This window comes from Serratia bockelmannii, assembly GCF_008011855.1.
Classification (GTDB): domain Bacteria; phylum Pseudomonadota; class Gammaproteobacteria; order Enterobacterales; family Enterobacteriaceae; genus Serratia; species Serratia bockelmannii.
On sequence record NZ_VOUX01000033.1, the window covers coordinates 673,820 to 695,777 of the forward strand.

General features: G+C 56.4%; 17 protein-coding genes. 3 read left to right on the forward strand and 14 right to left on the reverse strand.

Annotated elements, in window-relative coordinates; all coding sequences use genetic code 11:
- Nucleotides 1-2: 2 nt before the first annotated feature.
- From FOT55_RS19750 to FOT55_RS19805, 12 genes are all read right to left on the reverse strand, one after another.
- On the reverse strand, nt 3-746 hold the full coding sequence (locus tag FOT55_RS19750) for a glycosyltransferase family 2 protein (RefSeq protein ID WP_038876984.1): 744 nt from the start codon (nt 744-746) through the stop codon (nt 3-5).
- A 7-nt stretch (nt 747-753) separates the two neighbouring features.
- On the reverse strand, nt 754-1,809 hold the full coding sequence (locus FOT55_RS19755; protein ID WP_147823908.1) for a glycosyltransferase family 4 protein: 1,056 nt from the start codon (nt 1,807-1,809) through the stop codon (nt 754-756).
- Between the two features lies 1 nt (nt 1,810).
- A complete protein-coding gene (locus FOT55_RS19760; protein WP_025303206.1) occupies nt 1,811-2,716 on the reverse strand; it encodes a glycosyltransferase family 2 protein in 906 nt (301 codons plus the stop codon).
- Nucleotides 2,717-2,719: 3 nt separating this feature from the next.
- Nucleotides 2,720-3,874 (reverse strand): hypothetical protein, encoded by a 1,155-nt coding sequence (locus FOT55_RS19765; RefSeq protein ID WP_147823909.1) that lies wholly within the window; start codon nt 3,872-3,874, stop codon nt 2,720-2,722.
- 6 nt (nt 3,875-3,880) lie between these two features.
- The gene (locus tag FOT55_RS19770; protein WP_049204105.1) at nt 3,881-4,729 is read right to left on the reverse strand and encodes an ATP-grasp fold amidoligase family protein; all 849 of its coding nucleotides are present in this window, start codon (nt 4,727-4,729) and stop codon (nt 3,881-3,883) included.
- The gene (locus FOT55_RS19775; RefSeq protein WP_025303209.1) at nt 4,710-6,008 is read right to left on the reverse strand and encodes a flippase; all 1,299 of its coding nucleotides are present in this window, start codon (nt 6,006-6,008) and stop codon (nt 4,710-4,712) included. The genes FOT55_RS19770 and FOT55_RS19775 overlap by 20 nt, the downstream gene beginning before the upstream one ends.
- A 4-nt stretch (nt 6,009-6,012) precedes the next feature.
- Nucleotides 6,013-8,196 carry a polysaccharide biosynthesis tyrosine autokinase gene (locus FOT55_RS19780; RefSeq protein ID WP_060433316.1) on the reverse strand — a complete coding sequence of 728 codons (2,184 nt, stop codon included), beginning with the start codon at nt 8,194-8,196 and terminating at the stop codon, nt 6,013-6,015.
- 27 nt (nt 8,197-8,223) lie between these two features.
- Nucleotides 8,224-9,357: a polysaccharide export protein gene (locus FOT55_RS19785; protein WP_025303211.1), complete on the reverse strand. Its 1,134-nt coding sequence runs from the start codon at nt 9,355-9,357 to the stop codon at nt 8,224-8,226.
- Between the two features lie 45 nt (nt 9,358-9,402).
- Nucleotides 9,403-10,452, reverse strand: a complete 1,050-nt coding sequence (wecA, locus tag FOT55_RS19790; RefSeq protein ID WP_025303212.1) for a UDP-N-acetylglucosamine--undecaprenyl-phosphate N-acetylglucosaminephosphotransferase — start codon at nt 10,450-10,452, stop codon at nt 9,403-9,405.
- 174 nt (nt 10,453-10,626) lie between these two features.
- Nucleotides 10,627-11,589: an NAD-dependent epimerase/dehydratase family protein gene (locus tag FOT55_RS19795; RefSeq protein ID WP_025303213.1), complete on the reverse strand. Its 963-nt coding sequence runs from the start codon at nt 11,587-11,589 to the stop codon at nt 10,627-10,629.
- A gap of 180 nt (nt 11,590-11,769) precedes the next feature.
- Nucleotides 11,770-12,669, reverse strand: coding sequence for a winged helix-turn-helix domain-containing protein (locus FOT55_RS19800; RefSeq protein ID WP_147823910.1), 900 nt, complete (start codon nt 12,667-12,669; stop codon nt 11,770-11,772).
- 772 nt (nt 12,670-13,441) lie between these two features.
- Nucleotides 13,442-14,836, reverse strand: coding sequence for a NarK family nitrate/nitrite MFS transporter (locus tag FOT55_RS19805; RefSeq protein ID WP_049204107.1), 1,395 nt, complete (start codon nt 14,834-14,836; stop codon nt 13,442-13,444).
- Between the two features lie 350 nt (nt 14,837-15,186).
- On the opposite strand from FOT55_RS19805, the gene narX reads away from it, so the two are divergent.
- Together narX and narL are read left to right on the forward strand one after the other, a co-directional pair.
- Nucleotides 15,187-16,971, forward strand: coding sequence for a nitrate/nitrite two-component system sensor histidine kinase NarX (gene narX / locus FOT55_RS19810; protein ID WP_049209037.1), 1,785 nt, complete (start codon nt 15,187-15,189; stop codon nt 16,969-16,971).
- 10 nt (nt 16,972-16,981) lie between these two features.
- Nucleotides 16,982-17,632 carry a two-component system response regulator NarL gene (gene narL, locus FOT55_RS19815; RefSeq protein WP_025303216.1) on the forward strand — a complete coding sequence of 217 codons (651 nt, stop codon included), beginning with the start codon at nt 16,982-16,984 and terminating at the stop codon, nt 17,630-17,632.
- Here the strand turns inward: narL and FOT55_RS19820 are convergent.
- Entirely contained in the window at nt 17,629-19,140 is a 1,512-nt protein-coding gene (locus FOT55_RS19820) for a YchO/YchP family invasin (RefSeq protein WP_147823911.1), read from the reverse strand. The genes narL and FOT55_RS19820 overlap by 4 nt on opposite strands.
- A gap of 430 nt (nt 19,141-19,570) precedes the next feature.
- Here FOT55_RS19820 and FOT55_RS19825 point away from each other — a divergent pair, with 430 nt between their 5' ends.
- Nucleotides 19,571-20,239, forward strand: a complete 669-nt coding sequence (locus FOT55_RS19825) for a prepilin peptidase (protein WP_147823912.1) — start codon at nt 19,571-19,573, stop codon at nt 20,237-20,239.
- On the opposite strand, the gene FOT55_RS19830 is transcribed toward FOT55_RS19825, so the two are convergent.
- Nucleotides 20,236-21,846: a hypothetical protein gene (locus FOT55_RS19830; protein ID WP_147823913.1), complete on the reverse strand. Its 1,611-nt coding sequence runs from the start codon at nt 21,844-21,846 to the stop codon at nt 20,236-20,238. The two genes, FOT55_RS19825 and FOT55_RS19830, sit on opposite strands and share 4 nt — an antisense overlap.
- Nucleotides 21,847-21,958 lie beyond the last annotated feature (112 nt).

Consider the following 21,958-nt stretch of genomic DNA (forward strand, 5'->3'; position numbering starts at 1 on the left):
GGTCACTTCCTTTTCACCACGGCATTGAACAGATAGGTGGCGAACAGATAGCAGGATTTCTGGTAAGACAGCCCCAAATGCTGACGGTAAATCCGCCATTGCCAGTCCGCGGCGCGGATTTTGTTGCCCGACAGCGAATGGGTAGACAATCGGTAACAGGCCAGCGGTTCGGGAATGCAGTAGGCCAGGCCGTTACGCGCCTTCTGCAGCACCGCCAGCCACATCAAATAGTCCTCATGGCCCACTTTTTGCTGATACACCTTACCGATGCGCTTCTGGTTGTAGATGCCGGTGAGATTGCCAATCCAGTTGCTTTTCAACATATCCTGATAGCCAATAAGCTCATCCGCACCACGGGTGTTTTTGATCAATTTCAGGTCGTCTTCGAAGGTGTAATAATGGGAGCACACCACGTCGTAGCGGCGGGTTTGCAAAATGCTCGCCTGGCGCGACAGCTTGTTGGGCAGCCATACGTCATCACTGTCGCAGAAGGCGATATAGTCGCCTTTCGCCGCCTCAATGCCGATGTTGCGCGTTTCCGCCACGCCCTGGTTATGCTCATTACGGATATAGGTGAGGCGATCGTGGATGAACGGCCGTACCACCTCGGCAGTATCGTCGGTAGACGCATCATCGATCACATACAGGTGATAATCGGTAAATCGCTGATTCAGCACGCCTAGAATCGACTCTTTAATAGAGTTCGCAGCATTGTAGGCCGGCATTATCACGGATATCTTTTCCATTCTGTCCTCACTCGGTGAGCTGTTGCCACTGGGGATAAATACGTTCGGGAGAAAAACGACGAGACTTCTCTAACGCGGCGATAGAGAAGTGCTCGCGCAAACCCGGATCGAGCATCAGTTTGATCACCCCTTCGCTGAAGGCGGCGGCGTCGTCATCGGGCACCAGATAGCCGTTGACGCCATCGTCTATCAACTCGGCCGGGCCGGTCTTGCAGTCGTAGGCCACCAGCGGCAGGCCGAAACTCATGGCTTCGATCAGCACCATCGGCAATCCCTCATAGCGAGAGGTCATCAAATACAGGCTGGCCTGGCGATAATAGTCCGCCACGTTAGCGGTGGCCGGCAGCAGACTCACCTGCTGCTCCAGCCCGGCGTCTTCAATCTGTCGCCGCAATGCGTCGCGCTCCGGACCGTCGCCAATAATCAGCAGACGCCAATCCGGCGCCTGTGCCACCACCCCTCGCCACAGTGCGATCAGTCGATCGAAGCCTTTCTGATTGCTCAATCGCCCCACCGCCAGCGCCACCTTTTTTTGCAGCGCCGGCGTCGGCGCCTGTGCGCCGAATGGCGAAACGTTCTCGATCACCCGACATTTTCCGGCCCCCACCCAGCGAGCGATGGCGTCGCTATCTTGCCGCGTCAGGAAAATCACGCGATCGCTCAGCCGGTAAACCAGCAACTTCAGCCACTTAAATACGCGCGGATACTGGTGAAAGCTGACGTGCTCACTTAATAGCAACCGGCTGCGGGCACAGAACAAACGCAGAAAAGGCGTCATCACCACCGACAGTTTTCCCATAGAAACGGTAATGATCACGTCCGTGCGTTCACGCCGCAGCGCCAATGCCAGCCGCCATGGCCAGAACAGCGAATCGCCACCGCCGCAGCGCAACCGGACGTCACTCGCCAGCGGAAAGAAGCTCCGCTCGCCAAACAGCGAAAACACCGCCACCTCATAACCCGGCAGACGCGCCAGCGCGTTGGCCAAACCGCTGGCGACCCGTTCAGTACCGCCCTTGCCCGCGATATTTTCGATAACGATGATTACCTTGCGTGCTTGCATATCATCTCCTGAATCCCTGGCGCACATTGCGCAGCAGCCGGCCGCCAACCGAGAACAATCCCAACCGCGCCAGACAATCGCCATACCATTTGATCACCTTGAACTTGCCACTCAGGCTGTGCCGCACGATGCGCGACGAGTAATAATTGAACGCCTGGGCGTTTTCCGAATACAGCGAGGCCAGCAGATGCTTGCAGGCGAATCCGCTGATATGGCGATCGCTGGGGCTGAGGAAGGTATTGATAAACCGGTCGCTGGCCTCCAGATTGAGCTTCGCCGTCATGCGCCCATAGCGCCCTACGTCGAGAAACACCCCTCCGCCGGCGTCGTGCGCCACATGCGCGCCCAAATTGGTGGCATTGACCAAAAAACCCCAGTCCTGATGCTTATTGAGGAACTCGGGAAATAAAAAGCGGCGATCGCTTTTTTTACGGATGCTGATGGTGGATGAACGAATATCGCCCATTTCCAGAAAAAGAAAATCCTCGCCGGAGGAACCGGATTTATAATGGAAGTTGAAATCACGCACCGAATCGCCGCTCACCTCCGCATAGTTGCCGAAGATAATATCAATATGGCGATCCTCATGTTTATTCATGCGACGAATAATATAGTTGGTCGTGAAGTAATCATCAGAGTCGAGGAAAAACACGATCTCCGATTGCGCTAACTTGGTACCTAAGTTGCGCGACACCGCCGCATTGCTCTTCTGTTTTTTCTCATGCAGCATCACATTGCTATTCGTCGCCGCTATCTGACGAATATACTTGATATCATCCTCGTCAGAGCAATCATCAACCAAAATCACCTGATAGTCGAATCCTTGGCAAGCGTTGAAAATCCGCTTCAGCGTTTTCGGCAGGTAGCGTGCACTATTATAAATAGGGATAACGATCGAGAAATCCATTTCTTAACCCTCCAACTTAGAATTTATCATTTCTTTTCCACGGCAAAGCAACAATAACGACACGTTAAATACCGGGACCAAAAAATAGGTTTCCGTAAAGGTTGTCAGCAGGAAAACAACCACCACCCAGCGCATGAACCGACTCAGCCTGCGCATATTGCCCAACAGGTGAAAATAACAAAAAAGCATGACGACAGAAGCGATGCCACCGGCCGAATAAAACATGGCGATGAAGAAGAAATCGACGGGCTTATAAGGCTCTATATTCATGCCGAACAGCGGATTGGGTAGCCCCACCGCCTGAAACATCTGCCAGGAGAACCAGATTCGCCCGGTCAACGCCTGGTTCAAGAGGACGTCCAAGGCCGGATTACTCCCCCAGCGTATAACGCTGGCGAATTGAAAGCCTACAATGGCCAACGTCAGCGCGATGCAGACTTTTCTGTTCGGCGCGACACGCAGCAGCGGCGCCAGCCAAAACAGCAACAACATCAACAGCGCCAACATAAAACAGGTGCGAGAATAGGAATACATCAGCACCGGGAGAATTAACGCCGATACCGCCAGCGAAGCGATATTTTTCATTCCTCGCGTTAATTTCGCATGGTCGATCAGGCACAGCAGTGTGGCGAACAAGGCAAAAGAATAATACGCCAGGGTATTCGGATTATCGAACCCCAGCGTTAATCGATTGCCGTAACGCTCATCAAGGTAAACAAACCCATCGGTGTAAAAGATATAGGGAATAACCACCAGTAACCCTGCCACCACAAAGGTGATGGCAAACATTTCAGCGCCACGCCCCATTTCGATGCGACGGAATAAAATGATCACCGCCGTGCTGAATACCGCACCAAACAGATAATCACCATGACCGGTGGCAATATTAACAAGAAACAGCAGAACCAAAAAAACCGCAACCGCCTTTTCCGCCAGCGTAGCGATAAAAAATGCATAGCCAACATAGAGCAACATCAAGCCATTAAGCCCCATGACCGCTTTATTAATCAGCTCGCTATTGAACGATCCCGAGGTCAGGAACGTTTTCACGAAAAACATCAGCAGGAAGGTCAATACAATTGATTGATTGACTAAATCTCGCGACTGATTATAACCCGCATTGGCATGCATTTGAAAATTGGAGGCGACTCTTTGCATAAGCGTTTACTCAGTAAAATAACTGCCCCATTCCTGCTCAATGTTTTTCGGCATCAGCTTGCTTAACCCCGCGCCAGGCGTAAACGTCAACTCACCGAAATACACCTTCTCACCGACCTGGTAGAAATCCACACGGACATAAGAGAACTGCTGCGCGGTCTGGCGAGCCAAACGTATCATTTCCTCCAGCCGTGTAGGACGCGGCATCGGTTCGTCTGCATTCGGCAAGTTGATACGAATTTCGGTGCGGTTCCAGTCGATATCAAAAATATCGCGCCGATGGGTGCCGAAACGCTGGTAATCCACCTGGATGAACATACGAATTTCATGATTGTCGTTGAAACAATGAAACTTGATATCGTTCGGCACCTGTTCGCCATCCAGCAACAGGCGCTCCACCATGATGCAGGGTTCGATATCCAGATAATGCTTTTCGCGGCTCTGCTCATAAAAGTTGCTGCGCATCCACGCGTTGCTGAGATCGTACAACTCCGCGTAGCTAATCTGCTGCTTGTCGAACACCAAGCGGTTATAGCCGCTGCCGTGGTTGGCCTTCAGCACAAAGGCGTTAGGCAATTGACTGAACATGTCGTAGCTAAGTTCAGTGCCATGCGCATACAGCTCCACCAGATACTCCTCGCCCCACAGGCCGGCGATAAATTCACGCACCTTGAACTTGTCCGACAAAGTGGTGTAGATGCTGCGCGGATAAATTTTGCGGCGCATGATCTTTTCGCTGAAGCCGGTCGGTTTTGACAGGTGCGGCAGCTTCTTGAAATAGAGCGCGTATTTAACCTGATGGTGCCAGGCATCGGGCAGGCGCTTGGAAATATTTTTAACCAGGATGTTTAACATGCTCTCTCCTTAATTTGCTGACAAGACGCGGCAGGCAGTAAAAACAGGTCAGCTGCAGTCGGGTAATTTTTCCGCCACGGAATAAACTGTTCAGCACGAAGAACGAAATGAACTCCGCCAACAGCGTAGATACCGCCGCACCGATCAGGCCGTAGCGCGGGATCAGCAGCAGATTCATCACCACGTTCGCCACCGCCACCAACGGCATCTTGATGGCGATAAAACGATAGCCGGCGAACAGCACGATGCTGCGGTACGAAACCGTCCCCATTACCGAGAACAGCGAGGTCAGCGTGCAAATAGCCAGGATATTGGCGGCCGGTTGGAAAGCGGCGCCGTACAGCAGCGCAATCGCCGGGTGGGCGAACCACCATAGGCCCAGCAACACCGGCAACGACAGGCCCAAGACCACCAGATAAAGCACCCGAATACGGTACTCCTGCTCCAACGGATCGCGACAGCTGGCAATGCCCGGCATCAACGAAGTGATCAGCGCCATCGGCACGAAAACCCAGCCTTGGCTGAGGGTGGTGGCGGCACTGAACCAGCCTACCGCCTGCTCGCCGACCAGATTGCCCAGCATGATTTGATCGATGCGGGTATAGATCACTATCGACAGGCTGGAGATGGCCAACGGCAGGCCCACCTTTAGCAAATAACGGCCATAGCGCCTGGCCTGGCGCGGCGTAACCCGCGGCGAGGCCGCCGCTTCCGCACGGAATAACCAGAGGCGCGCCAGGTAAGGTACGGCGCTGCTGAGGATGTAGGGTACCGCGAACCACACCAGCGGCAGCGCCGCGCTCACCAGCGCCAGCCGCAGCCCGATCGACAGCAGCAGCGCCAGGTTGTTGATCAGCGTATTGCGTTTCGACTGCAGGCGGGCATCGTAATAAATTTTGTACACGTCCTGAATCGAGAAATAGGCGCTGATAAGCAGCAACAGCGTCATCAGTTGGCTGACGGGCGATTGGCTGAAATAGCTCCATATCAGCATCGGCAGCGCCACCACCAGGAACAGCCAACGACGCAGGCGTATTGACGCCAGCATCAGGCGAATGCCGCTCGGCTGTCGGCGGGCGACGCGGTTGAAAATGATGCTGTCGGCGCCCAACTGCACCAGTGGCACTACGATGGCGATCGTCGCCAACAGATAGTTGAGGGTGCCAAACTGCGCGGGCCCCAGATAGCGCGCAACGTAAATGGAGACGAAGATGCCGGACAGGCTGAGCGAAACGCGTTCAAGCATCAGCCACAGGGCATTGGTGATAATGGCCTTCACCCGCTTATTCCCCTGCCTGCGGGTGATCTTCCCGATGGCTTGGGTAGGCGAAGTTGTAATAGCTCATGTCGGTTGCCGCCTTCTTCACCATCCCGTTGAGGATCACGCCCTTGATCGCCACGCCATTCTGTTCGAAACGACGCATGCTGGTTTCGATCTGCTTGACGGTATTCACCTCAAAGCGCACCACCAGCAGTGAGGTACCCGCGTGATTGCCGACGATCGCCGCGTCCGTCACCGCCAGAATCGGCGGCGTGTCGATCAGCACCAGATCGTAGTTCTGCCCGGCCCAGCGCAGGAAGTCGGCGAAACGGCGGTGCATCAGCAGTTCGGACGGGTTCGGCGGCACCTGACCGCGCGGCACGAAGTCCAGATTGGCGATGGCAGTTTTCCGCACCGCCTGTTCCGCCATCACGTTGCCCACCAGCATGTCGGACAGCCCCTGATGCCCATCATCCGCCAGCCAGCGGTGCAGGAAGCCTTTGCGCATATCGGCGTCGATCAACAGCACCCGCTGCCCGGCCTGCGCCACCACCACCGCCAGGTTGGTGCTGGTAAAGCTCTTGCCGCTTTCCGGGCTGGCGCCGGAGACCATCAGAATGTTGTTCTTGGCCTCCATCATGGCGAAATGCAGGCTGGTGCGCAGGCTGCGGATCGCTTCCACCGACAGGTCCGTCGGTTCGGCCACCGCCAGGATCGGCAAGCGCCGCCCCCCGGACCTTGGCAGCAGCTGACGTTGCTCGCGGTTGCGCTTCACCTGCCACGGCGACAGCGGCACGGTGGCGTAGACGTTGATGCCCCGCTTCTCCAGGGTATCGATGTCATTGATGCCGCGATGGAAGGCCGCACGCAGCAGCACTACGATGGCGCCGCCCCCGGCGCCAAGCAGCAGCGCCAACAATACGATCAGCATCTTTTGCGGCTTAATCGGCCGCAGCGCGGTTTCCGCTTCGTCGATGATGCGCACATTGCCCACCGTGCCGGCCTTGCTGATGCTCAGTTCCTGCTGCTTGTTCATCAGCTGCATGTAAACCTGCTGATCCACCTGCACGTCGCGGGTAAGACGCAGGATCTCCTGCTGCATTTTCGGCAACGTCTGCACCTGTTTACCCAGCCGTGCCTTTTCCGCCTCCAGCGTGGCGCGCTTCTCCAGCAGCGCCCGGTAAGCCGGGTGCGCGCGGGTGTAGAGTTTGGAGATTTCCGCTTCCTTGAAGGTCAGCTCGTTGAGCTGGGCCTCGAGCTGCACTTGAGTATCCAGCACCGATTTGGCTTCAAGCGACAGATCCACCGAGTCATTTTGCTGGCGGAACTGATTAAGTTGGGTTTCGGCGTTGTTCAACGAGGTTTGCGTTTGCGGCAGCTGCTCTTGCAGGAACGCCAGCATTCGCTGAGCTTCTTCCGTTTTGCGGTCCACGTTCTGCTGCAGGTAGTTGTCGGTGATGTTCTTCAGCATTGCCTCGGCGCTCTGCGGATCTTCGCTCGGCAGCGTAAAGGTCATGATGCCGCTATCCTTGCCACCCGGCACCACGTCCAGGTATTTACGCAGATCGTCCACCGCTTCTTGACGCGCGACTTTGACCACGGTAAAGCTGGCGCCCGGCGAAGCGTCCAGCGCCGAGACGGTCATGTTCCAACCGCCTTGCGCCACCGGCTGCCCGACCACGCCGCTGAACAGTTTGCTGCCGTCATAACTCAGCTCGTAATGCTGCCCATCGCGCACCGTCAGCGTCAGCGCTTCGCCCTCCATGTCCGCCGGCGTCGTCAGCGTGGCAATGCTCAGCACCGGCGGCTTTTCACCGCTCAAGCGGGCAAAGCCTTTGCCGAACACCGGGAAATAGTCCGGGCTGACGCGCACCGTCAGACCGAGGGTGTCCACCGTTTTTCCCAGCACGTAGCGCGACTTAGCCAGCGTCACCTCATCCTGTGTCGCCGAATTTTGCCCCATCATTGAACTGTCCAACGTTTCACGCAGCAGCGAATCGCCGGACAGCTGCTTCTCCACCTGCACCACCGCCGTAGCCTGGTACACCGGGGTGGCCAACAGGGCGTAGGCGACGCCCAACATGCCTGCCACGCCGGTCACGACGGCGATCCGCCAGCGGTTATCCCACAGCGGCCCAATCAGGCGTTCCCACTCCAGCTTTTCGTCTTGTTCGGCCACCATCACGGACAGCGCATTATTTTTCATCTTCTGTTCCTTATTCACCCTGCGGAGTTACCAGTTGCGCACGCGCAAGGTCGCCTCGCTGAGATCGTTAAAGCTGCTGATGGTCGGCACCAGCTGGCTGATCAAACGGTTCCAGCGCGCGACCGGCGCCGCAGTGACGTACACGACGTCGTAAGGTTGCAGCTGAAATTCAGCGCCCATCGCCAGCGCGCTGGCGTCGGAGAGATCGAACTGATACAGCGTCGCCAGTCGCTGCGGTGTTTTACCGCCGCTCGGCCGGATCACGAACACCCCGGTCGCATCCGCCACCGTCTGGCTGATCCCTTCGGAAGATCCGAGGGCCTCGGTCAGGGTCATGCCGCTGCGATCCATCTTCAGCGTCGCTTGCTTGCCCACCTCGCCCATCACGAACACTTTCAATTCGTCATTGCGCGGGATGTAGAGGATGTCGCCCGGCTGCAGCAGCGCGTTCTGGCTGATGTCGCCGCGCTGCATCAGCGCCTGCAACGAGATAGCCCGCTCTTTGCCCTGATGGGTCAGCACCACGTTGCGCCAATCGGCGTTGTCCGTCAGGCCGCCGGCGGCGTTAATCGCATCCAGAATGGTCAACGGCACGTTGGTGATCGCCTGTTGGCCGGAGGTTTTCACTTCGCCGGTCACGTAAGCCTTCTGCGAACGGAAAGCGGCAATACTGACGTCTACCTGAGGGCTTTCCACATACTGCGCCAGACGGCCGGCGATCAGGCTGCGCACTTCGGTGACGGTCTTGCCCACCACCGCCACTCGCCCGATATAGGGATAAAAAATCGTGCCATCCGCATGCACCCAGTTGCCGGTGTCGCTGGCGCTGCGGTATTGCCCGGCCGGCGTGGTCAACTCGGGGTGATCCCAGACGGTGACGTTCAACACGTCACCGACGCCGATACGGTATTGATAGCTCTGCAATCGCTGATCCAGCGCCGGGTTCGGCCGGGCGACCGGTTCTACGCGCCGCATTTTCTGCAGCAGCATCGGCGACATGCGATAAACCTGTACCTGGTCATTCAAATCGAAATCGTCGTCCTGTTGCACGACGATGGCTTTTCCGCTGGTCGGTAAATGTGAACCGGGAACCACCGTACATCCACTCAACAGCGCGGAGGTGAAGGCCAATGGCATCAAAAGAGGCAAATGAAAATTCATGGAAGTACCGTGATAAACGGGCTGCTGCCGCAGCCCGTGAGGGGATTAACGGCCGACGGTCGGATTATCGCTGAACACCGTCGCCTGACGCGGTTCGCGCAACATGACGAAATAACCGCAAAAACAGAACAGAAACGCCACCAACATTTGGCTTTCCTGCAGCTGCAACACTTCACTGCAAATGCCAATGCAGGCCAACGTCACCGCCAGCATGGTGCTCATCGCCAGCGCCTGACGCGCATTGAGCCCACGACGCATCAGAATATGGTGCAAATGATCGCGGCCCGCTTTGAAGGGGCTTTGGCGACGCAACAGGCGACGCACCATCACAGTCACCATGTCCATCAGAGGAATGGCGATCAGCCACAGCGCGGTGACCGGACGCATTACCGCCTGTGGCCCCTGCGTCGCCAGCAACACCAGCCACAGCACGCTGAAGCCGATCACCATGCTGCCGGCGTCCCCCATAAAGATCTTGTTGCGCGCGCCGAACAGGCTCAGGTTGAACAACAGATAGGCCGCCAGCGCGACGATCAGGCCCAGGCACCACAGCGCCAGATCTTCCCTGCCGCCCAATCCGAACACGATAGCCAACGCGACGAAGGTCACGCAGGACAAGGCGCCCAGTTGCCCATCGATGCCATCCACCATGTTGTAGGCGTTGATCGCTCCCCATACCGCCAGCGGCGTGAGCAGCAACGCGCCATAACCGAGCATCACTTCCTGATGCCCCCAAACATAGCCCAATGAGGAAAGCTGCATCCCTGCCGCCAGCATCATCGCCAGCGCGATCCCTCCCTGCACCATGACGCGTGGCGCCACGGGCAGATCAAAGCGGTCATCCAGCACGCCCAACACCACCAGCGCCGTAATGCACAGCAGATAGACGGTGCTGTCAGGCAGCCAGGCGGGTTGCCACAGCGTCATCAGCATCAGCGTCAGGTACACGGCGATACCGCCGACCAGCGGAATGTGTCCCAGATGTTGCTTACGCGCATTGGGCTTATCCACTAATCCCACCGTTAAGGCGGCCCGGCGGGCAATAAGGACCCACGCTACCGCCAGCACAAATATCACGCTCAGTTGATATAACATCGTTCCTCCAGCGAATAAGCACGCTACCGCCCTTGAGTTACAGCTCCCAATGCGCTATTAACAAAAACAAAATTGATCCTGCCAGGATATAAGTCAGCATGAATTAATCCTGAAAAATACAGATTTATCCGCTTGTCGGCGGAAATAAGTAAATAACGTCAGCGTGCGGTTAAGTTATCTATCAGAAAACTCATGTTTAATGGTTCTTTCGATTGCCGAATCAAGTTCAACCGGCGCCACGAAATTATTTTGCACATTACTTTTAAATTGCGTTCTGGCGCAGAATTTCTGCACTCTGACGCGACTGATTGGGAATTTTTTACGACTTATTTTACTCACGACATCCAATGCGGTCGCCCCGCATATTCCCACCACATAAGGAATGCGAATCGTCTTATTTTCTCTGCCCAGCGAGGAGGAAATAACGTCGACCAATTGATTCATCGTAAAGTCCGGTTTATCGACGTAGTTGCTGACCTGATAACTTGACTGCTGGTCCAACGCATGCTCCAGCCGCGCGGCAATATTTTCAACGTAAGCCATCGACTTCATATTATTGCCACTGCCAATCATCACGAATCGGCCGCTGGCGATCTGGCGGAACAGGTTATACACATTGCCGCGGTTGCCTTCACCGAATACCACCGTCGGGCGAATGATGGTCAATTTGTTGGCGCTATCCGCCTTGCGCCACGCTTCATAAACGTATTCCGCTTCGAGCTTGGATTTGCCGTAATGATTGAAAGGATCGAAACGCCCTCCTTCATCGGTTTCCTGCTCGACGAACCCATAAACGGCAACCGAGGAAGTGAAAATGACTTGGTGGATATTCAACGCGGAGGCGGTCATGCAGACATGCCGTGCACCTTCTACATTGACCTGATAATAGAGCGAAATGGGATCGACGTTGTCCTGATGTTCCGCCGCCAGATTAATGATGGCGTCGCAGCCCGCCAGCGGCTCTTGCAGGGTCTCGGGTTGCGTCACGTCGCCATACTGATAGAGCGCCGGAAAATGTGCGCTAGGTTGTTTATCAACGATGACCAACGTCAGATCATCGCGCACACTGAGACGTTTCGCCAGGCGTGTTCCGATAAAACCGGAACCCCCGATAATAGCTACTTTACGCTTATCCATAATTTGTCACTCAGCAGGTTCTCATTATTCCTGTCACCTCGATGGAAACAGGACGCTAATATGCGTTAGGTAATGAGTTCCAGACTGGACAAATCGAACCCGGCTTTCAAATAACAAATAATGAAATAAAATATTTCATCAAATGTAAAATTATCGCTAAAGATAAAACCTCATTTAGCACTAATTTTTAACATCGTAAGAAACTTGATATTGCAAGGTTTTATTCGGCAATATGAGATTAATCCGACCTTTACCCGACGTAGAAGAGGTCTCATATTTTACCGGTAATTTAAGCTGCCCCTGCTTAGGGTCGACACATTCGATGGTCGCCTGCTCCATGCTCTCCCCCTGGTACAGGCAGAACAGGGTTTGTGGGCTGTTGGTATGGGGGTTATTCAACGTCAGCGTCAACACGACGCGCGTATTGTTCTGAATATCATTGATCACCGGCGGGCGAGTTTGGTTGCCGAGCACATATGAAAAATGTGAAATAACCAGCAAAGAAGCAAATGCCGTCAGGTATTTCACTACGCGACTGGCGGGCATGCTGAAAAATCGGCGCACCGTCGCCGACTTTTTATCACGAGTGGGTTCCTGGGAGGGTTCTACCGTTGCAACAGGCGCTGCAACAAGCGTCGTTTTACGCGGCTTATCTATTTTTTCATCGTGTGCCTCAGGGGACTCACTTTCACTTTCAGAAAGTTCCGCTTGAATATTAACGCCAATATCCTCACCGCCATTTAATATATCATCATCAGCGTAGTCTTCATCCTCGGATATAAAGTGAAATGCCGCTTGATTTTCCACCTTGTAACCCAGCCGAGGAATGGTTCTGATAAGCGTATGTTCCGAGTCGCTGATTTTTTGGCGAATAGATTTAATTGTTTGATTTATCGTTGAATCTGAGCAGTAAGTTCCTTTCCAGATATTTTCTATAATTTCCGTTCGGGTTACCAGTTCTGGTGATCTGGCGACAAGCAGCGAAAGAATTTGATACTCCTTCCAACGCAGACGAAATTTCTCCCCGGCAGGAGTCAGAACATCGAGATTCCTAATCTTTATTCTTCTATCAAGATTCACTTTTAATTTCCTTAGCGTGCCTGTCCTGCACACTTTGTATAGAAATATCAAAAAATGTTCAAGAAATTAAATGTAAACTCAACAGGTTGCATTCATCGGATATTGGCCTTTATAAAAATTTTCTGATTTCATTTTTTACATTAGGCCTTATTAAGGATGTTCCGTTTATCCAAATGACTCTTTTTCCCTGTTGGCAACATGGATTTCCTTCATGACTACCGTAAAGTTCAAATGATCACCTCATTGATTTAAAAAGAAAAAAATAACAACCCTGTTCAGTTGTTAACCGAATGAAATTGTGAAATTTCATTCTTCTCCGTGAGTTCATTGTGTTTTTCCACCTAATGGGATTGTCAGATAGACTACAAAAAGCCGGAAAAAACAGAATGAGAGTTATCTGATTTAACCCTGTCACACATTCCACACGGCGCGTGCAGCATCTAAGACAAAACCCTATTGCTGATTTTATAACAATCGCACTAATTATGCCTTACCCTCCCAGAAATTTCATTTAACCTGCGGGAAAGACATTAATCTTTTAATGTAAGAATACTCTCAACAAAACGAAAAAACCGTGCAAATAATATAATACGCTTGGGAGAAGACATTCCCATATTGAGAGATATAACTATAAAAAAAGAAAAAAACGGCAAGCGGAGATGAGAATTTTACCTAAAGGCAGAAAATTTCACTGAGAGAGCGAGGAGAGATGACTCGGAATGAGCGAAATATCCCTCCCCTGTCGGGAGGGATTGAGAAAATCGTTTGATACTCAGGCCTTTTTCTTGCGGCCATACACCACCCAAGTGATGACCACACACAAGATATAGAACACCAGGAATACTTTCATTGCCCCCGCCGGGGAACCGGTCAGCGCCAGCGAAGTGCCGAATGCCTGGGGAATGAAGAAGCCGCCTGCGGCACCGATCGCCGAGATAAAACCCAATGCGGCGGCGGAGTCCGTCACCGCTTCACGCTGCGCGCTCTCGTCGCTGCCGCCGGCCGCTTTCACGCGATCGACAGTGATTTTACGGAAAATGACGGCGATCATTTGGAAAGTCGACCCGCTGCCCAGCCCCGCCGTGAGAAACAGCACCATAAAGATACCGTAGAAGGCGATGAACGAACCGCCCTCACCCGCCATCGGCAAGGTCAGGAACAACAGCGCGGCGAACACGGCCATCACTACAAAGTTGATCAACGTCACCCGCACGCCGCCGAAACGGTCAGACAGCGCGCCGCCGACTGGCCGTGCCAGCGCACCGAGGAATGGCCCAAAGAAGGCGTAATGCAGGATCACTACGTCCGGAAATTGCGTCTTCGACAGCATGGCGAAACCGGCGGAGAAACCGATGAAAGAACCAAAGGTCGCGAGGTACAGCAAACTCAGCATCCATAAATGCCCACGCTTGAGCACCGGCAGTTGCTGGCGCAGCGATGCCTTGGCCGCGGCCAGATCGTTCATGCCGAACCAGGCCGCCAGGGTGGCAACCAGCAGGAACGGTACCCAGATCCAGGCGGCGTTTTCCAGCCACAGCTGCCCCCCCTCTGCCTGATTTTGCGCCGTGCCGCCAAACAGGCCAAACAGGCTGAAAGAAATCGCCAGCGGCGCGACCAGTTGCATGACGCTGACGCCCAGATTTCCCAGACCGCCGTTGAGCCCCAACGCACCGCCCTGACGCGCTTTCGGGAAGAAGAAGCTGATATTGGCCATGCTGGAGGCAAAGTTCGCGCCGGCGAAACCGCACAGCAGGGAAATAATGACGAACACGCTGTACGGCGTGCTGCTGTCCTGCACCGCGAACCCCAGCCACAGGCACGGCACCAGCAGGAAGCAGGTGCTGATGGCGGTCCAGCGACGGCCACCAAACAGCGGGATCACGAAGGAATACGGCACGCGTAAAATAGCGCCCGAGACCGACGGCAGCGCGGTCAACAGGAACAGTTGGTCGGTGGTGAAGTTGAAACCGACCTTGTTCAGGTTGACCGCAACGGCGCTGAACAGCATCCAGACGCAGAAGGCCAGCAGCAGGCAGGGAATGGAAATCCACAGGTTGCGGGTGGCGATGCGATGGCCACGCTGCTGCCAAAAGGCGCTGTCTTCAGGACGCCAGTCCTGAATCAGCGCACCGGTTTTCTTTGATGAAGGCGTTGCAAGTTGCGACATAAAAACCTCAGACACGGGGGATCATTCCGCACACCCTAGGGGGCGGCCCCGGCGGCAAAGTTGATGTATATCAACCCGAATGCAAGTAGTTGGCGGCACAAATAGCGCCTTCATCCCCTTAGGGGTACACCTCGAATAAAAATTAAATCACTTTTAATCAATGCATTAGAAAGCATCACTCCGTCATTTTTACCGCTTCACCGTCCTGCTGGAAACTAATGGGTACTTCATTCGAGGTATGGGGTTATGCTCAGGGATAATCAAAAATACGGCTGAATCGTTACTTATTTACCTCGTCGCCGCCTTCGCCCCTGAGCTTCAGCGGCGCCAAATGCCAGGAACCCGCGCTTATGAAACGCCTGTTGGCCCCGCTTTCGATCGTGAATCAGGTCGCCCTGCTGATGTTGCTGTCGGGCATTCTGGGCGTGGCCGGCATGGGGATTTCCGCCTGGATGTCGCAAAGCATTCAGGGCAACGCGCATGCCATCAACAAAGCCGGCTCGCTGCGTATGCAAAGCTACCGACTGCTGGCGCAGGTGCCGCTGGATGAACGGCATGAAACGTTGATCCGCGAACTGGAGCGCGACGAAAACAGCCCCGATCTGCAGCGTTCGGTGGAGCAGGAAGGGTTGACCCAACCGTTCGACGCCTTGCGTGATTACTGGCAACAGACTCTGCAACCTCGCCTGCGCAGCGCGCAGCGCCCGGCCGATGCCGCCCCGCAGGTGGCGCACTTCGTGCAGCTGCTGGACAAGCTGGTCTCGGATATCGACAGGCAAACCGAGCGCCGCCTGCTGATGGTGACGCTGGTGCAGGCCGGCTTCATCGCGCTGACCCTGCTGCTGTTGATCGGCACCACCTGCTACCTGCGGCGCCGGTTGCTGCATCCGTGGCGGCAACTGGTGGAGATGGCCTTGGCGGTAGGCCGCGGCGATTTTAGCCGCCGCTATGCACAACGCGGCCACCAGGATGAAATGGCGTCGCTTGGCGGCGCATTGAACACCATGTCCGACGAGCTGTCGGCGACCTACAGTGGGCTGGAGCAGCGCGTGGCCGAGAAGACCGCCGACCTGCAGCAGAAAAATCAGGTGCTGAGCTTCCTCTACCGCGCCAGTCGCCAGCTGCACGCCAGCGAGCCGTTGTGCAGCCGCCTGACGCCGCTGCTCAACCAACTGCAAACCCTGACGCCGTTGCGCGCCATTCAGGTGCGGCTGTATGAAAACGACAGCCGGGAACCGCTGCTGCAGCTGAGCGGCAACCAACCGCTAAGGCCGGAGCATTGCCATAACCCGGTGTGCAGCGCCTGCCTGAACGACAGCCACCGCCAGCATCCCGACAATCCGTCGCTGAGCTGGAGCCTGAGCGACAAGCTCGGCGACTACGGCGTGATCGTGGCACAGCATGCGCCGCAGCAACCGCTGAACGATGAACATCGCCAACTGATCAATACCCTGGTGGAACAGCTGACCAGCGTGCTGGCCATCGAGCGTCAGGTCGACCACCAACAGCAGCTGATGCTGATGGAGGAGCGGGCGGCGATCGCCCGCGAGCTGCACGACTCCATCGCCCAATCGCTCTCCTGCCTGAAAATGCAGATCGCCTGTCTGCAGATGCAGGGAGAAACGCTCACTTCGGCCAGCCAGGCGCTGGTGCAACAGATGCGTGAAGAGCTGAACGGCGCCTATCGCCAGCTGCGCGAGTTGTTGACCACCTTCCGCCTGCAGCTGACCGAACCGGGCCTGCTGGCGGCGCTGCAATCGACGGTGGCGGAGTTCAATCCCAAGCTGGGCCTGACCATCAGCCTCGATTACCAGCTGGGGCCACGCACGGTTCCGGCCTATCAGGCCATTCACCTGCTGCAGATCGCCCGCGAGGCGCTCAGCAACATCCTTAAGCATGCCGCCGCCAGTGAGGTGAGCATTCAGGTCATCAATAAACGGGGCGAAGTGACCCTAAGCGTCTGCGACAACGGACGCGGCCTGCCGGCCGAGACGTCTCGCCCCGACCATTACGGCTTGATCATCATGCGCGATCGCGCCAAGAGCCTGCACGGCCGCTGCGACATTTTACCGCGCAGCGGCGGCGGCACTGAGGTGCGGGTCAGCTTCACGCCAGATAACCACGCCATCGACTAACGGAGACACCATGACGACAGAAACCGCCGCCACCATCTTACTGATCGACGACCACCCGATGCTGCGCAACGGCGTAAAACAGCTGATTGGCATGGATGCTCGTCTGCAGGTCATTGCCGAAGCCAGCAACGGTGAACAAGGGGTCACGCTGGCGGAGCAGCACGATCCGGATCTGATCCTGCTCGACCTGAACATGCCCGGCATCAACGGGCTGGAAACGCTGGATCGTCTGCGCCAAACCGACCTGTCAGGGCGCATCGTGGTGTTCAGCGTGTCCAACCATGAAGATGACGTCGTCAGCGCGCTCAAACGCGGCGCCGACGGCTATCTGTTGAAAGACATGGAGCCGGAGGATCTGCTGAAGGCGCTGCATCAGGCGGCAGCCGGGCAGATGGTACTGAGCGAAGCGCTGACGCCGATCCTCGCCGCCAGCCTGCGGGAAAACCGCCCCAGCGCCGATCGTGATATTCAGCAACTGACGCCGCGGGAACGAGATATCCTGAAGCTGATCGCCCAAGGGCTGCCAAACAAGCTGATCGCCCGTCGCCTGACCATCACTGAAAGCACCGTCAAGGTACACGTCAAACACCTGCTGAAAAAGATGAAGCTAAAATCCCGCGTCGAGGCCGCCGTATGGGTGCTGCAGGGCAAAAACGGTTAATCGCCGCCGTACAGCGGCCCGGTTTGCGCCGGGATCGGCGGTGGCGTCAAGGTTTTGATCGGCGGCAGGCCCGCGTCATCGCCGGCGGTTGCCGTCAGCGGCGGCGCCACTTTCAGCTCTATCCAGTTGGACGTCACGCGCTGCTGTTTATCATCCTCCAGCGTGACCGATAGCCGGTAGCTGTTGGCGGCGTCCGGCGCGTCGTCCCACGGCGGCACGATCGCTGTCCAGCCCTGCGGATCGTTGGCGTTGTGCGGCGGCGTCAGGCTCAGCGCCTGCGTATCCCCCTGCCAACTGACGTGAGTGATGCCGTTCAGCGCCTTGATTTCCAGCACCAGCGGCACGGTTTCCCCCGCCTGCAGGCTCCACGGCGGCGTAGCCAGGAACACCTGCAGCGACTTGCGCTGACGGAACTCCAGCACCGGCACGTTCTTGCGTTCGATAGGATCGTAGCGGCTGCCGCGCAGCGACTTGGCCTGCGCCACATACTCCGGCGAAATCTGCTTCACCAGCGGTACCCCGAGCCGATAGCTCAGCGCCAGTTCGACCTGATCCTGGCTCTGCCCGCCCGCGCCAATCTTATGCAGTGCCTTCATCGTCACCAGCGGCACCGGAGTGTAATTGAGCCCCAGCTGCATCGCGCGCGGATCGTTTTGTTTTTTGCCGCTGCCGAACAGATCGACATTATCGCCCAGATACTGCTCATAACTGAGCGAACCGCCGATCTGGCGATAAAACGGCAGATAACCTTGCGTCGTGATGTCGTAACCGCGCGCCGGACGGCTGAAAAATACCCCATCGCCGGGCTGTTGCGACAACGCCGACAGCGGGTAGTAATAGTTGGTGGAGAAACGCAGATAATCCCCCCAGGCTTCCGCACCGACGCTGCCTCTATTGCGCTGCCGAGCAAAATCGCTGTCGAGCGCCGTGTTGTACCCCAGCAGCCAGTCGCCGGCGATCCAGCGTTGCCCCAGCGCGAAATTGCCAAGCGCCCCGGCGCTTTGCTGCAGCCAGCCGATCTGGCTGTAGGTCAACAATCCGTCGACGTCGTACAGCGGGCTGAATAACTGCCCGTTGCTGCCGGTAAAGTCCCCCTCGCCGCTCATCTTCAGCGATAGCTTGGCGGTACCCAACGGCGACAACAGCTCCTGCGCCTGTTGCTGCAGCGCACCGGTCGCCTGGCCCAGCAAATAATCTTCGGCGCGGCTGCGCATCTGTTGACGTGAAACGTTGTTCAACTCTTTTTCGCCGAGTTGCTTGGCCATCTCGGCCCACTGCTTCTCGCGCGCGGCATCGTCGGGCGCACCGCCCAACTCCGGCAAATTCGCGGCCGGGTCCGCGGCGGCCTGTTCAGAAGAGATGACGCTGTCCGGCGCCGGCGGGGATTCGGCGCACGCGGCCGCTGCGCCGGCCAGCCACACCAGTGGCCCGGCCAGCCACGCCGTCTGGCGTCGGCGCCAGAATCGTTTTTTGGTCTTGATAAGTATTGCCTGAATCACGTCTTTCATGACACCGTTGGCCTCCCTCCCTCCTGGAGCATGCCAACCCACTGCTTTGCTGCCGCCTTTCCCACGGCAGATCTGAAAAACATTACGTCCCGGCCTGGCGGGGACGCCTCTCTCTTAAAGCCTAACGGCTTGACGAGCAGAAACAATAGGATAAACCCCAATCGCGCTTCAGTGACAGCGTCACTTGCACCATTTACCGATCCATTCCCGCCGCCAAATGAATTCACCGCATTTTAGCGTCGATTTTGCCGATAAAAAGCACAGCACACCACTGCTGAGCGCCACCGCGCAAGGCATTGTATCACTCTGCAATACGTAAAGTGGCGATGCGTACGACTGCGCATTCCTCACAATCCACCGCATTTCACCCCGATGAAATATGCATTTTGCCGTTATTTTAAACATCTGTTTCACGACTGGCGGAGCCTTGATGTTTATTTCCTCACTGTGGCACGCGCTGTTTTTCACCGCGCTGCTGTCGGCGGGTCTGGTCGCCTTCGCGCTCATCACCCGCTTGGAGCGAACGGCGGCCGTGCGCGCCAGCCCGCCGAGATTGCGCCGCCGCAGCCTGCTGCTAACGGCCCTGGGTTTGGCGTTGACGGCGTTGCCCTTCGACCTGCCGGCAGCACACCGGCTGTGGTTACCGCCGGCCGCGGCACTGCTGATCGCCCTGGCCTGGCTAGACGGACGTCACCGGTGGCTGCCGGACCGGCTAACCCAGCCGCTGCTGTGGGGCGGGCTGCTGTGCAATCTTGACGCTCGCTGGGCAACGCTTGACGACGCGGTTCTCGGCGCCGTGGCCGGTTACGGGGCATTGTGGCTGCTCAACGCGCTTTATCGACAGGTGCGGCGGCGCAACGGCATTGGCCAGGGCGATTTCAAACTGCTGGCGGCACTGGGCGCCTGGCTCGGTTGGACGATGTTGCCGCTGCTGGTCTGCCTGGCGGCAATGTTCGGATTAGGCATGGCATTGGCGCGCGGCCGACGCAACCGTCGCGCCTGGCGAACGCCGCAACCTTTCGGCATCGCCTTGGTGGCCGCCGGCTGGCTGCTGCTCTTGATGGGCGCCGGTCAGAACGCGCCGGCGTTGTTCGGTTAGTTCTTCAGGGTCTCGATCAGCCTATTGAGCAATCCGGCCACTTCTGCCGTGCTGGCCGTTGTCGGATTGGCCAGTGGTTGGATCACCGCGAATCTGGTCGTGGATAACACCTCATCGCTGCGAATTTCCAATGCGTCGGAGGGAGGCGCGCTCAACGAAACGCCGTCCGGCCGCCAGTAGCTGCCGCGCGTAGTCTGCACCTGATAACTGCCAAAGCCGAAATCTTTCTCGACGCGGTAATATATTTCGCAGCTCAACGGCCCGGAGCGCCGCAACATAAAGGCGCCTTTCGCACTATAGCTGCCTTTATTGACGACAAAAGCGGTCGCCTGCGAAGACAGATCGAACGTGATGTATAAATCGCACGCCAGCACCTTGGTGCTTACGCCCTGTTGAAGCGTAATGCGCGTTGTAGGCTGCCGATCCGGCGCGGTCAGGGTGCCTAAAAAAGTCCACGATGGCTGTTTCGAGATATTGCGCGGCAAATGATTGCTGGTGGCGGAAGGGGCAATTCCCCGCTCGCCCAGGCTGTACATCGCTTCAACCCCGCTTAAAAACGACGTCACATCGACGGTGCTTTTGCCGGCCACCGGGACGCCGCCGTTGTATACGTTACTGAAGGTTACCTCGGTATTGTTGCTGCAGGCAGCGATCGCCACCGGGAAAGGCGTCTTAGAACCGCTGTAAAGAGTCAACTGACCGATATCCCAACGAGATTCGTTGATGAATCGGCACAACACGCCCCCGCTCTCCACATTCTGCGCGTCCTGGATATTGATATTGCCTATCGTGCCTTGAGCAAAGTTGGTGGACAGCACGCTGACATTGGCGGCGCGCCGCGTGTTGCGGTTCTCGCAACCCAACGAATTGATCGTGCCGTTAAAATCTTTGAAAGAGTAGATATCGCCGATGCAGTCATCCGCAGCCAACGAGCCGATAGTAGAGTAAAACCCTGAAATTCTGAACGCCGTACCCTTGGCGCGAGCGGCGTAGAGGCCGTCTATAAAATTGGTGGTGCCAGACTTGTCCATCCACAGCACCCCATCGCCCGGGCGATTGGCGTTTGCCTCCATCTGCACGTTCACCAGCCAGTTGATGAACATGTCGCCCGAGACAAACAGCGAATAACCGCCGACCTTGGTGTAAATGTCGCGAATATCAAACTTCGTCATATTGCGGTCGCTGAACCACACGCCGTGGGTGTCGTCTACGCCGGTATCATCCCGCAACGTCAAGCCGTGCAGCGTCAGATTGGCGAAGCCTTTCACCACGATCACCGCTTTCTTCGTTTCGCCCTGTTCGTTGGTGTAACTGCTGTCTGCCGTCTTGACAATTTTGGTCGCCCGCCCCAATCCGACCACCCGTAAACCGATGCCGCCGTAGATGTCCGTTGTCGTCTGAATGAGTACGTGTCCGGCGACCGTATACACCCGCTTCCCCAGGGACAACGTACCGCCGGCTTGCAGCGCCGCCGCCGCCGCTTTGTTGATCGCCGGCCCCCAGTTGCTTCCGTCGCTGTCCTGATAAAACTGTTCCGGCGTAACCACCTCACCGGTGGCAAGCAAGGTTGCTGCGCGCGCTGCTGAAGCATTTTCGTTATTGTCCATAATCTCTCCTGACGTGATGTGTCCGCATCATTGCGGACGACCGCGGTGAAAGGCGTAAACAACGCCGCCTTTCGAAGCCAATCTATCACCGTCATATGAGCACGCTATGAAA